16 protein-coding genes are annotated in these 13,157 nt (G+C 62.0%); 1 reads left to right on the top strand and 15 read right to left on the bottom strand.

Annotated features, from left to right (window positions below; translation table 11 throughout):
- Window positions 1-33: 33 nt before the first annotated feature.
- The 3 genes from DKB74_RS13650 to rplQ form a co-directional block, all read right to left on the bottom strand.
- Complete coding sequence (locus DKB74_RS13650; protein WP_109808694.1) at window positions 34-2,190, bottom strand: prolyl oligopeptidase family serine peptidase; 2,157 nt, start codon at window positions 2,188-2,190, stop codon at window positions 34-36.
- A gap of 56 nt (window positions 2,191-2,246) precedes the next feature.
- Window positions 2,247-2,687: a hypothetical protein gene (locus tag DKB74_RS13645; RefSeq protein ID WP_145961002.1), complete on the bottom strand. Its 441-nt coding sequence runs from the start codon at window positions 2,685-2,687 to the stop codon at window positions 2,247-2,249.
- A 105-nt stretch (window positions 2,688-2,792) separates the two neighbouring features.
- The gene (gene rplQ, locus DKB74_RS13640; protein WP_109808692.1) at window positions 2,793-3,212 is read right to left on the bottom strand and encodes a 50S ribosomal protein L17; all 420 of its coding nucleotides are present in this window, start codon (window positions 3,210-3,212) and stop codon (window positions 2,793-2,795) included.
- 331 nt (window positions 3,213-3,543) lie between these two features.
- Between rplQ and DKB74_RS13635 the strand changes: the two genes are divergently transcribed.
- Window positions 3,544-4,689: an acyltransferase family protein gene (locus DKB74_RS13635; RefSeq protein WP_109808691.1), complete on the top strand. Its 1,146-nt coding sequence runs from the start codon at window positions 3,544-3,546 to the stop codon at window positions 4,687-4,689.
- 307 nt (window positions 4,690-4,996) lie between these two features.
- On the opposite strand, the gene DKB74_RS13630 is transcribed toward DKB74_RS13635, so the two are convergent.
- From DKB74_RS13630 to rpsH, 12 genes are all read right to left on the bottom strand, one after another.
- Complete coding sequence (locus tag DKB74_RS13630; protein WP_109808690.1) at window positions 4,997-6,064, bottom strand: DNA-directed RNA polymerase subunit alpha; 1,068 nt, start codon at window positions 6,062-6,064, stop codon at window positions 4,997-4,999.
- Between the two features lie 99 nt (window positions 6,065-6,163).
- Window positions 6,164-6,553 carry a 30S ribosomal protein S11 gene (gene rpsK / locus DKB74_RS13625; protein ID WP_066476841.1) on the bottom strand — a complete coding sequence of 130 codons (390 nt, stop codon included), beginning with the start codon at window positions 6,551-6,553 and terminating at the stop codon, window positions 6,164-6,166.
- Window positions 6,554-6,662: 109 nt separating this feature from the next.
- Window positions 6,663-7,031, bottom strand: coding sequence for a 30S ribosomal protein S13 (gene rpsM / locus DKB74_RS13620; protein WP_109808689.1), 369 nt, complete (start codon window positions 7,029-7,031; stop codon window positions 6,663-6,665).
- Window positions 7,032-7,342: 311 nt separating this feature from the next.
- Entirely contained in the window at window positions 7,343-7,786 is a 444-nt protein-coding gene (locus DKB74_RS13615) for a hypothetical protein (protein ID WP_109808688.1), read from the bottom strand.
- Between the two features lie 78 nt (window positions 7,787-7,864).
- A complete protein-coding gene (locus DKB74_RS13610) occupies window positions 7,865-8,512 on the bottom strand; it encodes an adenylate kinase (protein WP_109808687.1) in 648 nt (215 codons plus the stop codon).
- Window positions 8,513-8,539: 27 nt separating this feature from the next.
- The gene (gene secY / locus DKB74_RS13605) at window positions 8,540-9,904 is read right to left on the bottom strand and encodes a preprotein translocase subunit SecY (RefSeq protein ID WP_109808686.1); all 1,365 of its coding nucleotides are present in this window, start codon (window positions 9,902-9,904) and stop codon (window positions 8,540-8,542) included.
- 197 nt (window positions 9,905-10,101) lie between these two features.
- Complete coding sequence (gene rplO / locus DKB74_RS13600; protein ID WP_109808685.1) at window positions 10,102-10,626, bottom strand: 50S ribosomal protein L15; 525 nt, start codon at window positions 10,624-10,626, stop codon at window positions 10,102-10,104.
- A gap of 295 nt (window positions 10,627-10,921) precedes the next feature.
- Window positions 10,922-11,116: a 50S ribosomal protein L30 gene (gene rpmD, locus DKB74_RS13595; RefSeq protein WP_109808684.1), complete on the bottom strand. Its 195-nt coding sequence runs from the start codon at window positions 11,114-11,116 to the stop codon at window positions 10,922-10,924.
- 7 nt (window positions 11,117-11,123) lie between these two features.
- Window positions 11,124-11,861 carry a 30S ribosomal protein S5 gene (gene rpsE / locus DKB74_RS13590; protein WP_109808683.1) on the bottom strand — a complete coding sequence of 246 codons (738 nt, stop codon included), beginning with the start codon at window positions 11,859-11,861 and terminating at the stop codon, window positions 11,124-11,126.
- Between the two features lie 2 nt (window positions 11,862-11,863).
- Window positions 11,864-12,220 (bottom strand): 50S ribosomal protein L18, encoded by a 357-nt coding sequence (gene rplR / locus DKB74_RS13585; protein WP_109808682.1) that lies wholly within the window; start codon window positions 12,218-12,220, stop codon window positions 11,864-11,866.
- Window positions 12,220-12,753, bottom strand: a complete 534-nt coding sequence (gene rplF, locus DKB74_RS13580; RefSeq protein WP_109808681.1) for a 50S ribosomal protein L6 — start codon at window positions 12,751-12,753, stop codon at window positions 12,220-12,222. Before rplF ends, rplR begins: the two co-directional genes overlap by 1 nt.
- On the bottom strand, window positions 12,753-13,148 hold the full coding sequence (gene rpsH, locus DKB74_RS13575) for a 30S ribosomal protein S8 (protein ID WP_109808680.1): 396 nt from the start codon (window positions 13,146-13,148) through the stop codon (window positions 12,753-12,755). The genes rplF and rpsH overlap by 1 nt, the downstream gene beginning before the upstream one ends.
- Window positions 13,149-13,157 lie beyond the last annotated feature (9 nt).

Here is a 13,157-nt window from a genome sequence, read left to right as displayed (position 1 = left end):
GCGCCGCACGACGTTCCGACCGCCCCGCCCCGCTCAGTCGCGCGGCGTGATCTCCAGCCCGGTCCACTTCGCCGCAAACGCCCACAGGTCCGACGTCTCCTCGATCACCTTGTCGGTCGGCTTGCCCGAACCGTGGCCCGCGCGCGTTTCGATACGGATCAGGTGCGGCTTGTTGCCGATATCGGCCGATTGCAGCATCGCAGTGTATTTGAAGCTGTGCCCCGGCACCACACGATCGTCGGTATCGGCGGTGGTCACCAGGATCGCCGGATACTCCTTGCCGCTCTGGACATTGTGATAGGGCGAATAGCGGTAGAGGACCCGGAAATCGGCTTCCTTCGACGGATAGCCATAATCATCGACCCAATAGCGCCCCGCCGTCCAGCGGTCGAAGCGCAGCATGTCCATCACGCCCACCGCAGGCAAAGCCGCAGCGAACAGGTCCGGGCGCTGATTGACCACCGCGCCGACCAGCAGCCCGCCATTCGAACCGCCCTGAATCGCCAGCTGATCCTTGCCGGTGATTCCCTGTGCGATCAGATATTCGCCGGCAGCGATGAAATCGTCGAACACATTCTGCTTGTTCTGCAGCCGCCCGCCATCGTGCCACGCCTTGCCATATTCGCCGCCGCCGCGAAGATTTGCGACCGCAAACACCCCGCCCTGTTCGAGCCATGCGAGCCGCGAGGCGGAAAAGCCGGGCGTGAGCGAAATATTGAACCCGCCATAGCCGTACAGGATCGTCGGCGCCGGTCCGGTGACATCGGCGCGCTTGACGATGAACATCGGCACGCGGGTGCCGTCCTTCGATTCATAGAAACGCTGTTCGACGACATATTGGGTCGGATCGAAATCGACTTCGGGCTGCGCCCAGACGCTGCTCGTCCCGGTCGCGACGTCATAGCGGAAAATGGTGGTCGGATAGTTGAAGCTGGTAAAGGCGTAGAAGGTCTCGCCATCCTCCTGTTTGCCGCCAAATCCCGACGCGGTACCGATGCCGGGCAGATCGACCATGCCGTCGGGCGTGCCGTCCGGATTGAAGCGGCGGATCTCGGTCCTGGCATCGACCATATAGCTCAGCATCAGCTTGCCACCGATCAGCGACGCGCCGTCCAGCGTCGCTTCCTGTTCGCCGATGATTTCCTTCGCTGTTGCCGGTCCGGCCTGCGGGTCATTCAGGTCGATCGTCATCACCCGGCGGCGCGGCGCGTCCTTGTCGGTCATGACATAGAGCGTGTCGCCGACATTGCCGATCACCCCCCAATGGTTTTCGATACCGCTGACGATCGTGCGCGGGGTCCATTCGGGGTCGGTCAGGTCGATGACGGTCAGTTCATTGGCGTCGTCGGTGCCTTCGCTGGTGTAGATGATCAGCCAGCGGCCATCATCGGTCACGCCCGAATAATGGCTGCGCTTGGGATGATCGGGCGTTGCATAGACCAGGCGGTCCTCGCTCTGGTCGGTACCCAGCTTGTGGAAATAGACGCGGTGATTCTCGGTCAGCGCCTGATAGGTTTCGCCTGCGGGCGGCTCGGGATAGCGCGCATAGAAAAAGCCCGACCCATCCTTGGCCCAATCGCCGCCGATCGCATATTTCGCCCATTTCACTTCGTCCGACAGCGTTTCGCCGGTCGCAACATCGAGCACGCGGACGATGCGCCAGTCGGTGCCCCCGTCCTGAATGCTGTAGAGCAGATATTTGCCGTCGGGCGACGGGCTCCATTCGGCAAGCGCCGTCGCGCCGTCTTCGGACCAGCCATTGGGATCGAGCAGCACCCGCCCCGGCCCATCGACCGTGTCGCGCACCCACAATACCGCCTGCTGCTGCAAGCCGGTATTGTGCATGTAGAAATAGCGGCCGCCTTCCTTGTTGGGCAGGCCGAACCGCTCATAATCCATCAGCGCCTTGATCCGCTCGGCAAAGATGTCGCGACCGGGCAGCGTATCGAGATAGGCATCGGTCACTTCATTTTCCGCAGCGACCCAGTCGGCCACTTCGCTATCGTTGCGGACATCGTTTTCGAGCCAGCGATAGGGATCGGCGACCGGCACCCCGAATTGTTCGTCCACCACATCGACGCGGCGGGTTTCGGGATAGGCATCGGGGAACGACATGGGTGCGGAATTCTCCTGCGCAAAGGCCGGACTGGCGATGGAAAGAAGGGCGGCAAGGGGAAGCACGCGGCGCATCACACTCTCCGGACAAAAAGAAAGAGGCCGGAACCTAGGGGGCTCCGGCCTCTTGCTCAAGTCGCTGGTTGATCGCTCCAGGTAAGGCTGCGCCACATCGATCGCGCATCTTCCACTTGCTCCTCGCTATCGAAATATGCCGAAAGGAAGATATGGCTGCCATCGGGCCCGACCGCGAAGCCGTAAAAGGCGGGCTGACGATCATCTTCTCCGTCCTCGCGAAGCCGATAGGCAAAGCGCAGCACACCGCCGCGCTGCTCCTCAGTCGCATCAAACCCATCCGACGACGCCCCTGCCCGCAGGTCTGCCAGCCGCGCGAGCGGATCGCCGTCTTCAGAGGGATTGAACGCCAACAACCACAAGGTCAGCCGCTTCGGGCTGTGCCAGAAAACCAGCGCGCCATCGTCTATCCGTCGCGCCATCGGAAACGGAAGGGTTGCCGACCAGCGTTCGGTAAGTTGCTGAGATTCGGAAACCAGCGGCGGCGGCGTGGACATGATTGCGGCTTTCGAACGTGCGTCGGACACCGCTTGAAATAGCAAAGAGGCCGCACCCCGGATAGGGTCGGCCTCTCGCTCCGTTTACTATAGGAAAGCGCCCGTTCAGGCGTCTTCGAAATCGTCCTCGGTCTGCACCGGGCCCGAATCCTGGCCCTTGGCGCTGACGTCGCGATCGACGAATTCGATGATCGCGATCGGCGAAGCGTCCGACGCGCGGATGCCGGCCTTGATGATGCGGGTATAGCCGCCGTTACGATCGGCATAGCGCTCGGCAAGAACGTCGAACAGCTTGGTCAGCTGGACATCATCCTGCAGGCGGCCATGCGCGAGACGGCGGTTGGAAAGGCCACCCTTTTTCGCGAGCGTGACGAGCTTCTCGACATAGGGACGAAGCTCCTTCGCCTTGGCAACGGTGGTGGTGATCTGTTCGTGCTTGATCAGCGCGGCCGACATGTTGCGGAACAGGGCCTGGCGATGAGCCGAGGTACGCTGCAGCTTACGGCCGCCAACGCGGTGACGCATGGTAACTTCCTTTGTTCGTCCGGCAGCCGTTTGAGGTACTGCCGACCAGGCGGTGAAACAGGGCCACCGCCCAAAACCCGAATTCACGCTGTGGTGAAGCCGCGCGTAAAAGCGGATTCGCATGCGAAAGTCAAGCTTCGCCCTGCTGTACGCACCGGTCAGCCGCCCGTCACGCCGATCTGCGTACAACGATAGAGCAGCATCGCCAGCATCGCTCCGAACGCCAGCGCCGAGAAAAGCCAATATCCCGGGCCGAACCGAAATCGGTTTTGCTTGCTTGGTACCGATGGCTTGATTAAAATGAGAACGTTCACATTCTCGGAGCGAAGAGATGGCAGCGTCCGGGAGCGTCGACAGGCAAACATTCGATACCTTGGATGGAATGCGCGGCATTGCCGCTTTCGCCGTCGCAGCAATGCACATCCAATGGTTTCTTGGCCCACTTCACCCGATGATCGTTTCCGTCGCAGTGGACTTCTTTTTCGTCCTTAGCGGTTTCGTCATCGCCTATTCCTACGAAGCCGATCTAAAACGTGGGTACGCGCGGCGGAGTTTCCTTTTGGCGCGGTTAATTCGGCTCTACCCATTGTTCTTTTTGGGACTTGTGCTCGGCACCATTTCAAAGGGGCTTTATGATTTTCCTGACAACCCGGTGACCTTTTGGGGTAATGTCATATGCAACCTTTTCATGCTGCCATATCCACTTCCGTATCCGCAGACTTATGACGACCTTTTTCCGTTAAATTTCCCAGCGTGGTCGATCTTCTACGAGTGGATCGCGTATATCCTCTTCGCTTTATTGGTGCGTCACCTGACCAATCGCTGGCTGGCATTCGTCATCTTAGCAGGTCTTGCGGCCCTTATTTACACCGGGCTGACCGAAGGCACTCTGGACCGCGGCACATGGCGACCGAGTCTCGTGGGCGGCTTGGCACGAGTAACATTTTCATTCTTCATTGGAGTAGCTTTGCTTCGCGCCTGGCAGCGCGCGCCCACGCGTATCGCTTTGCATCCGTTGCTGCTATTCGCGCTGATGATGCTGCCGATGCTATGGCGTCCTGACGAAAATACGGGATTTGCGTGGCTATATGAGCTGGGCATCGTTGCAGTCTGGATGCCGCTGATGGTCTGGCTGGGGACCGGCAGTCCAGCGAAGGGGGCGTGGAAGAAAATTTGCGCGGCTCTCGGCGCCATCAGTTATCCGCTCTATATCATCCATGCGACGATCTACCCCTATATCTTTCATTATAACGATCCCTCAACGCCTGTGTTCTTCGAACAGAACGCGCCGTGGCCTGCTCTCGTCGTAATCATGCTTTTGGGCACCGCATCATGGCTTCTCGCGGTATACGTCGACCTTCCACTACGTAGACGCCTGAGCCTCAAGCTTCTCCCGCGGCGGCCCAGTCACGCGAGGGGAGACAGGTTGCTCTCGGATAAACCCACCCGCGATAATCCAGTAGGGCGGTTTCGGTAATTCCGCCAAAATCCGGATGATGAGGAAAAACGTCCACAAAGGGACAGTTTCCCGCCATTGCAATATCTTGAGCGCGCCAAAGCTACTGCAGCTCCCGACAACCAAAAGCGGACTGTCGCAAACCCACCCAATTTCGGTCACGCAACTCCATGCCGAACGTTCGCGAAAGCGGTCGTTCGATAAGGTTGGAATTTGTCCACGCGCCCTGGCAAGCAAGTTCACTGACGCACAAGCCGACGACTGCTAAACAGAAAAAGGGCCCCGCATCGCTGCGGAGCCCTTTGCTGTTTCAAACCGATCGGAGTGATCAGCCCAGGATTTCCTGTTCGAGCTTCTTGGCCATCTCTTCGATATTTTCAGGCGGCCAGCCCGGAATTTCCATGCCCAGGCGCAGGCCCATGCTGGAAAGGACTTCCTTGATCTCGTTGAGCGACTTGCGGCCGAAATTCGGCGTGCGCAGCATCTCGGCTTCGGTCTTCTGAACCAGATCGCCGATATAGATGATGTTGTCGTTCTTGAGGCAGTTGGCCGAACGCACCGACAGTTCGAGCTCGTCGACCTTCTTGAGAAGGTAACGGTTGATCTGCGCGGTGTCGCTGCCGCCTTCCGGAGCCGCACCGGCGATGCCGGGCTGCGCGGCCGGGGCCTGCTGCACCATCGTCGAATCGTCGAAATGGACGAACAGCGCCAGCTGGTCCTGAAGGATGCGCGCGGCATAAGCGAGGGCGTCTTCGGGAGTCACCGTGCCGTCGGTTTCGATCGTCAGCGCCAGCTTGTCATAATCGAGGTCCTGACCGACGCGGGTCGGATCGACCTTGTACGACACCTGACGGACCGGGCTGTACAGCGCATCGACCGGGATCAGGCCGATCGGCGCATCGGCCGGACGGTTCGCCGCGGCGGGGACATAGCCCTTGCCGGTGTCGGCGGTCAGTTCCATGTTCAGCGTCGCGCCATCGTCCAGGTGACAGATGACGAGATCGGGGTTCATCACTTCGATGTCGCCCGAAACGGCGATGTCGCCGGCCTTCACTTCGGTCGGGCCGGTCGCCGACAGCTGCAGACGCTTGGGGCCTTCGCCCTGCATCTTGAGCGCGATCTGCTTGACGTTCAGGACGATGTCGGTGACGTCTTCACGCACACCGGCCAGCGACGAGAATTCGTGCAGGACGTTTTCGATCTTGATCGACGTGACGGCGGCGCCCTGAAGGCTCGACAGCAGCACGCGGCGCAGCGCATTGCCGAGCGTCAGGCCGAAGCCGCGCTCGAGCGGTTCGGCGACGAACGTCGACTTGCGCTTGGGATCACCGCCGGGCTTCTTCTCGAGGCCGTGGGGCTTCTTGAGTTCTTGCCAGTTCTTAGCGTTGACGGACACTGGGCGTTCCCTCTGGTTGGGCGGGATGGGGCATTCCCGCCAATAAAATGTCGCACCGGCCCCTGCCCGCGTCCGGGCGGGGCGCCGATGCAAGCGAGATCAGACGCGGCGACGCTTGGACGGACGGACGCCGTTGTGCGGGATCGGCGTCACGTCGCGGATCGACGTGATCTGAAAGCCGACCGCCTGCAACGCGCGGAGCGCCGATTCACGGCCCGAACCCGGGCCCTTGACTTCGACTTCGAGCGTGCGGACGCCATGTTCGGCGGCCTTGCGGCCTGCGTCTTCGGCAGCGACCTGAGCGGCGTAGGGAGTCGATTTGCGCGAACCCTTGAAGCCCATCATGCCGGCCGACGACCACGAAATCGCGTTGCCCTGGGCATCGGTGATCGTGATCATGGTGTTGTTGAAGCTGGCGTTCACATGGGCGACGCCTGCGGTGATGTTCTTGCGCTCGCGACGGCGAAGGCGCTGCGGTGCTTGTGCCATTGGATCAGTTCCTGACCTGAAATCTCTGAAACGAGAAGCTTGCTGCGGCTAGATCGGAGGCAATCGGCTACTGGCCTGCCTCCGGCAGAGTAATTGTCCTGCGGACGAATTACTTCTTCTTGCCGGCGATCGGCTTCGCCTTGCCCTTGCGGGTGCGCGCATTGGTATGCGTGCGCTGACCGCGAACCGGCAGGCCCTTGCGGTGACGCAGGCCGCGATAGCAGGCAAGGTCCATCAGACGCTTGATGTTCATCGCGGTTTCGCGGCGAAGGTCGCCCTCCACCGTGTAGCCGGCGTCGATCGCTTCACGGATCTGCAGGACCTCCTGGTCGGTCAGATCCTGAACGCGGCGTTCCGGCGCGATGTTCAGCTTCTCGGTGATTTCCTTGGCTTTGGACTGACCAATGCCGTGGATATACTGGAGCGCGATCACTACGCGCTTGTTGGTCGGGATGTTAACACCCGCAATACGTGCCATGTAATTTTTTCTCCCGGCTCCACGGGGAACCGCATGGCAGCTGGCCCCCATCTCGTAGCGTTTCTCCGAAATACGATTAGCCGGCGCACGCACGGAAGGCGCCGCCGGAGCTGCCGGTATTTCGGAAGGAGCTTCAACTAGGGATGATGGGCCAGGCTGTCAAGCGATCCGGGCGAAGTCAAGGCACATTATTTGGTCCGTTTCCGGCGTGCGCCGAAACCGGTGTCGACTCAATGCACTAGCACGCGACCGGTTCCGGTCGTCGCAGCACGTCGCCGCAGAAATCCAGCGCCATCGGGCGGCCGCAACGGTCAGGCGGCCCAGGCCCAACCCCCGTCGGCATCGCTGTCGTTGGCCGGCTTACGGGCCGCCGCGACCCGCGCGCGCCGCTTGCGGGTGCGCGCCGATGGCCGGCGGCTCAGCAGACCGGCGATCCGGCTGCGCAGATACGCCGCCGCGCCGCGCGCCTTGCCGATCGTCGACATGGTCCACACCGCGATCACGGTATCCAGATACAGCGAGATATCCCAGGCGAGCAGCGCCGCGACATCGGCCGACCCCAGGACCGCGATCATCTCGAACCCGCCAAGCGCGATGCCGATGAACACCAGCGCGAACAACATATGCCGCCGTTCAAGCGAATCGAGCCAGGCAAGCGGCTTCACGATCAGAGAATCATGGATCGCACGCACCACCGGAACGTCCGGAAACAGCTTCATCGTCAGCAACAGCAGCGCCATCCATCCGGCAGTCATCGCATTCCCTCCCGCTTGCTACAGGAAAGATAGCACTCGATCGCCTTCCGGCAAGGACTGCGGCGCGGCCTGTGCCGTTCAGGCGTCGAGAATCGCGTCGATCTGGCGCCCGACCTCGTCGATATCGGCCATGCCGTCGACATGGCGAACGATGCCCTTTTCCTCATAGAAAGGAAGGATCGGCGCAGTCTGGGCGCGATATTCGGCCATGCGCGTGCGCACCGTTTCGGCATTGTCGTCGGGGCGGCGCTTGAATTCATGGCCGCCGCAAATGTCGCAGGTGCCTTCGACCTTGGGCTGCTTGAATTTGTCGTGATAGCCCTCGCCGCAGCTGGCGCAGGTGAACCGGCCTTCGACGCGCTCGACCAGCGCCTCTTCATCGACCACCAGTTCGATCACGCAATCGAGCTGGCGCCCGCGCTGGGCAAGCAGATCCTCGAGCGTCGCGGCCTGTGCCGCGGTGCGCGGATAGCCGTCGAAGATCACGCCCTTTTCGGTATCGGGCATGTCGAGCCGCTCGCCGATGATGCCCGACACGATCTCGTCGGAAACCAGCTTGCCCGCGTCCATCACTTCCTTGGCCTTCAGGCCGATCGGCGTGCCCGATTTGACCGCCGCGCGCAGCATGTCGCCGGTCGACAGCTGCACCATGCCGCGTTCATGCTCCAGACGCTTCGCCTGGGTGCCCTTGCCCGCACCCGGCGGTCCAAGAAGGATGATGTTCATGGCTAGCTCCCCTAATTCGCCGCGCATTTAGCGCGCGCGGCCGCCCTTCAGCTTCGCCTTCTTGATAAGGTCGCCATATTGATGCGCAAGCAGATGCGACTGAATTTGCGTCACCGTATCCATCGTCACGTTGACGACGATCAGCAGGCTGGTGCCGCCGAGCAGGAACGGAATCCCCATCTGCGCGATCAGATATTCGGGCACGAGACAGATCAGTGCCAGATACCCCGCACCGATGACGGTGATGCGCGTCAGCACATAATCGAAATATTTCTCGGTGTTCTTGCCGGGACGAATGCCCGGAATGAACCCGCCATAGCGCTTCAGATTGTCCGCCGTCTCTTCGGGATTGAAGACGACCGCAGTGTAGAAGAAGCTGAAGAAGATGATGCCCGCGCCATAGAGCAGCATATAGATCGGGCTGCCATGCTGCAGATACTGGTTGAGCGAAATCAGCAGATTGCTCCACCAGCCTTCGCCCGCACCCGGCTGACCCGCGAACTGCGTGATCGTCAGCGGCAGCAGCAGCAGCGACGACGCGAAGATCGGCGGAATGACGCCCGCAGTGTTGAGCTTGAGCGGCAAATGGCTGCGCTCGGCCTGAACGCCGCGTGCAGTCTGGCGCTTGGGATATTGGATCAGGATACGGCGCTGCGCACGTTCCATGAAGCAGATGAACAGGACCAGCAGCGCGATCGCGACGATGATCGCGATGATCGCCACCGGATTCATCGAACCGGTGCGGCCGCTTTCGAACAGCTGGTACAGCGTGCGCGGCATGGTCGCGACGATGCCGGCCATGATGATCAGCGAGATGCCGTTGCCGACGCCGCGCGTGGTGATCTGCTCGCCCAGCCACATCAGGAACATGGTGCCGCCGACCAGCGAAATCACCGCGCCGATGCGGAACAGCAGTCCCGGTTCGATCACTGCCTGCACGCCCTGATTGGCGCCCAGCGCCTCAAGCCCGGTGGCGATGACATAGCCCTGCACCGCCGTCAGCGCGACCGTGCCATAGCGGGTATACTGGTTGAGGCGCTTGCGACCGCTTTCGCCTTCCTTCTTGATCGCGGCGAGCTGCGGGCTCAGCGAGCTCGCCAGCTGCACGACGATCGAGGCGGTGATGTACGGCATCACGCCCAGCGCGACGACGCTCATGCGCTGCAGCGCGCCACCCGAAAAGCTGTTGAAGAAATCGAGCACGCCGCCCTGAGTCTGCTGCGCGAGCAGGCCGAGCGAGGTCGGATCGATCCCCGGCAGCGGCACATAGCTGAGCATGCGGAACACAATCAGCGCGCCCAGCGTGAACCACAGGCGCTTCTTGAGTTCGGTAGCCTTGCCGAATTTGGACAGGTTCAGGCTGGTTGCCATTTGATCGGCTGTCGATGCCATGTCGTCAGATCGTCCCGGAAATTGCCGGGGAGACTCATGCCCCCCGCATGTTCACGCCCATATAGGCGCTTGGGCCGCGATGTCTAAGGGTGGATCGACATCGCCGCGCCCGGCTGCACGGAGCCGGTGGATCGCACATTGCGATTGCAGGCTCCGAACGCAGTGAAGGGCGGGACCAGCCCGCCCTTCGAAATGCTTCAGCCCGCCTTCTTGGCGGCCTTGGCGCTGCCCTTCTTGGCAGCGGCCTTTTCCGACGCCGGAACGACGTGCGGGATCTCGATCGATCCGCCGGCCTTTTCGACCGCTTCCTTCGCGCCCTTCGACGCGCCGGCGACGACGAAGCTCAGCTTCGCGCTGATCTCGCCCTTGCCGAGCAGGCGGACACCGTCCTTGCCGCCACGCGCCAGGCCAGCGGCCTTCAGCGCGGCGTGGTCGACAGTCGCCTTGGCGTCGAGCTTGCCGGCATCGAGCGCCTTCTGGATCGCGCCGATATTCACTTCGGCATAATCCTTGGCGAAGATGTTGTTGAAGCCGCGCTTCGGCAGACGCATGTGGAGCGGCATCTGACCGCCCTCGAAGCCCTTGATCGAAACGCCTTCGCGGCTCTTCTGACCCTTTTGGCCGCGACCGGCGGTCTTGCCCTTGCCCGAGCCGATGCCACGGCCGACGCGCATGCGTTCCTTGCGGGAGCCTTCGTTATCGCGGAGATCGTTGAGTTTCATGTGTCTGCACTCGCTTTCGCTTTGTTCGCGCTGAAATGAGGAAGGGGGCATTTAGCCCCCCACCCGGTAATTGCAATAATGAATCAGGTCCGACGCCCGTCTGTTGGAATGCTCAAAACACTCCGAAAAGCATCACCGCGGCCGCCAAGATCAAAACGCCCATCCAGACGATATTGCCTTTGTGCCATCGGAACTGAGTTAGTTGCCAATTCCCCCTTTTGCAGCGTGGGCACCAAAGCCTTCCCTCCTGGAAAAGCTGGCCACACTGCGGGCAGGAGACATTTGGCAAACTGGCTCAGCCTTCGACCGTCACCATATGCCGCACCTTGCGGATCATGCCGCGCACCTCGGGGGTGTCCTTCAGCTCGACCGTCTTGTGCATCTTGTTGAGACCCAGGCCGACCAGAGTCGCGCGCTGGCTCTTTTCACGACGGATCGGCGAACCGGTCTGGGTCACCTTCACCGTCTTTGCTTCGTCTTTCTTCGCCATGGGAGCCTTACTCCGTCACGGCCGCCGCATCCGCCTCGGCGGTCTGCGAACCACCGCGGCCGAGCAGGTCGGCGATCTTCTTGCCACGACGCTGCGCCACCGACTTGGGCGAGGTCTGCTCGCCAAGCGCTTCGAACGTGGCGCGGATCATGTTGTAGGGGTTCGACGTGCCGATCGACTTGGTCACCACGTCGGCGACACCCAGCGATTCGAACACGGCGCGCATCGGACCGCCGGCGATGATGCCCGTACCGGCCGGGGCCGAGCGGACATAAACGCGACCGGCACCGAAGTGACCGCGGCCGTCATGGTGCAGCGTGCGGCCTTCCTTGAGCGGCACGCGGACCATTTTCTTCTTCGCCGAAGCCGTCGCCTTGGAAATGGCTTCCGGCACTTCGCGTGCCTTGCCATGACCGAAGCCGACACGGCCCTTGCCGTCGCCGACGACGACGAGCGCAGCGAAACCGAAGCGCTTGCCGCCCTTCACCGTCTTCGAGACGCGGTTGATGTGGACGAGCTTTTCGATCAGCTCCTCGCCGCCATCATCCTGGCCGCCACCGCGACGATCGTCGCGACGGCCACGGCCGCGACCGCCATCACGGCCGCCGCGATCGCCGCCGCCACGGCCACGGCCGCCACGGCCGCCGCGCGGCGGATGCTGGTTGGTCACGTCCTGCACCGTGGTTTCGGGCGCGAGGGTCGCTTCGGGCTGATTGCCCTGGCCGGTCGTGTTTTCGTCAGCCATTCTTAAAACTCCAATCCGCCTTCACGCGCGGCATCCGCCAGCGCCTTGACGCGTCCGTGGAAGAGGAAACCACCACGATCGAACACGACCTGCGTGACACCGGCCTTCTTGGCGGCCTCGGCGACGCGCTTGCCGACTTCGGCAGCGGCTTCCGCATTGGCGCCCGACTTGCCGCGCACGTCCTTGTCCAGCGTCGAAGCGGCCGCGAGGGTCTTGCCCGCCGCGTCGTCGATCACCTGGGCATAGATGTGCTTGCCCGAACGATGCACGGAAAGCCGCGGACGGCTGCCCGAGCGCGCACGAAGCGCGGTGCGATTGCGCCGACGGCGCTTCTCGAAGAGCGACATTCCCTTGGTCATCACTTCTTCTTCCCTTCCTTGCGGAAGATATACTCGCCGTCATATTTGATGCCCTTGCCCTTATAGGGCTCCGGCTTGCGCCAACGGCGGATTTCCGCGGCCAACTGGCCAACCTTCTGCTTGTCGATGCCGCTGATCTCGACCGTGGTCTGATCGGGCGTCTTGACTTCGAGACCTTCCGGCACGTCGATATCGACGTCGTGGCTGAAGCCGAGCTGCAGCTTGAGCTTGCGACCCGAGGCGCTGGCACGATAGCCGACGCCGCTGATCAGCAGCTTCTTCGAAAAACCCTGGGTCACGCCATCGACCAGGTTCTGCACCATGGTCCGCTGCATGCCCCAGAACGAGCGCGCGCGCTTGGTCTGGTTGATCGGCTGCACCGAAATGCCGTTGTCGGTCAATTCATAGGTAACCAGCGGATCCTTCGGCATGGTGAGCGTGCCCTTGGGGCCCTTCACCGAAACCTCGGCACCGTCGATATTGGCGGTTACGCCAGCCGGAATGGCAACCGGCCTTTTGCCGATGCGGCTCATCAGAACACCTCCGCCAGCACTTCGCCGCCGACATTCTGCTCACGCGCTTCGGCATCCGAAAGCACGCCGCGGGGCGTCGACACGATGGTGATGCCCAGGCCGTTGCGAACCTTCGGAAGTTCCTGCGAACCCGAATAGACGCGGCGGCCAGGCTTCGAGACGCGCGCGACGTGCTTGATCGCCGGCTGGCCTTCGAAATATTTGAGCTCGATGCGGATGCCCGCTGCCGGGCCCATCTGCTCTTCGGAATATCCGCGGATATAGCCTTCGCGCTGCAGCACGTCGAGAACGCGCACACGCAGCTTCGAAGCCGGGGTCAGCACGCTGTCCTTGCGCGCGCGCTGGCCATTGCGGATGCGGGTGAGCATGTCACCCAGGGGATCGGTCACTGCCATATTCGTGAT

The organism is Stakelama portus, from assembly GCF_003171655.1.
GTDB classification, from domain to species: Bacteria; Pseudomonadota; Alphaproteobacteria; order Sphingomonadales; family Sphingomonadaceae; genus Sphingomonas; species Sphingomonas portus.
This window is presented reverse-complemented; position numbering and strand designations above follow the sequence as displayed.

What these genes read in the sequence shown, in the direction of transcription:
- DKB74_RS13650 (WP_109808694.1), bottom strand. Translation starts at nt 2,190, where the DNA reads ATGCGCCGCGTGCTTCCCCTTGCCGCCCTTCTTTCCATCGCCAGTCCG.
- DKB74_RS13645 (WP_145961002.1), bottom strand. Translation starts at nt 2,687, where the DNA reads ATGTCCACGCCGCCGCCGCTGGTTTCCGAATCTCAGCAACTTACCGAA.
- rplQ (WP_109808692.1), bottom strand. Translation starts at nt 3,212, where the DNA reads ATGCGTCACCGCGTTGGCGGCCGTAAGCTGCAGCGTACCTCGGCTCAT.
- DKB74_RS13635 (WP_109808691.1), top strand. Translation starts at nt 3,544, where the DNA reads ATGGCAGCGTCCGGGAGCGTCGACAGGCAAACATTCGATACCTTGGAT.
- rpsK (WP_066476841.1), bottom strand. Translation starts at nt 6,553, where the DNA reads ATGGCACAAGCACCGCAGCGCCTTCGCCGTCGCGAGCGCAAGAACATC.
- rpsM (WP_109808689.1), bottom strand. Translation starts at nt 7,031, where the DNA reads ATGGCACGTATTGCGGGTGTTAACATCCCGACCAACAAGCGCGTAGTG.
- DKB74_RS13615 (WP_109808688.1), bottom strand. Translation starts at nt 7,786, where the DNA reads ATGACTGCCGGATGGATGGCGCTGCTGTTGCTGACGATGAAGCTGTTT.
- DKB74_RS13610 (WP_109808687.1), bottom strand. Translation starts at nt 8,512, where the DNA reads ATGAACATCATCCTTCTTGGACCGCCGGGTGCGGGCAAGGGCACCCAG.
- secY (WP_109808686.1), bottom strand. Translation starts at nt 9,904, where the DNA reads ATGGCATCGACAGCCGATCAAATGGCAACCAGCCTGAACCTGTCCAAA.
- rplO (WP_109808685.1), bottom strand. Translation starts at nt 10,626, where the DNA reads ATGAAACTCAACGATCTCCGCGATAACGAAGGCTCCCGCAAGGAACGC.
- rpmD (WP_109808684.1), bottom strand. Translation starts at nt 11,116, where the DNA reads ATGGCGAAGAAAGACGAAGCAAAGACGGTGAAGGTGACCCAGACCGGT.
- rpsE (WP_109808683.1), bottom strand. Translation starts at nt 11,861, where the DNA reads ATGGCTGACGAAAACACGACCGGCCAGGGCAATCAGCCCGAAGCGACC.
- rplR (WP_109808682.1), bottom strand. Translation starts at nt 12,220, where the DNA reads ATGACCAAGGGAATGTCGCTCTTCGAGAAGCGCCGTCGGCGCAATCGC.
- rplF (WP_109808681.1), bottom strand. Translation starts at nt 12,753, where the DNA reads ATGAGCCGCATCGGCAAAAGGCCGGTTGCCATTCCGGCTGGCGTAACC.
- rpsH (WP_109808680.1), bottom strand. Translation starts at nt 13,148, where the DNA reads ATGGCAGTGACCGATCCCCTGGGTGACATGCTCACCCGCATCCGCAAT.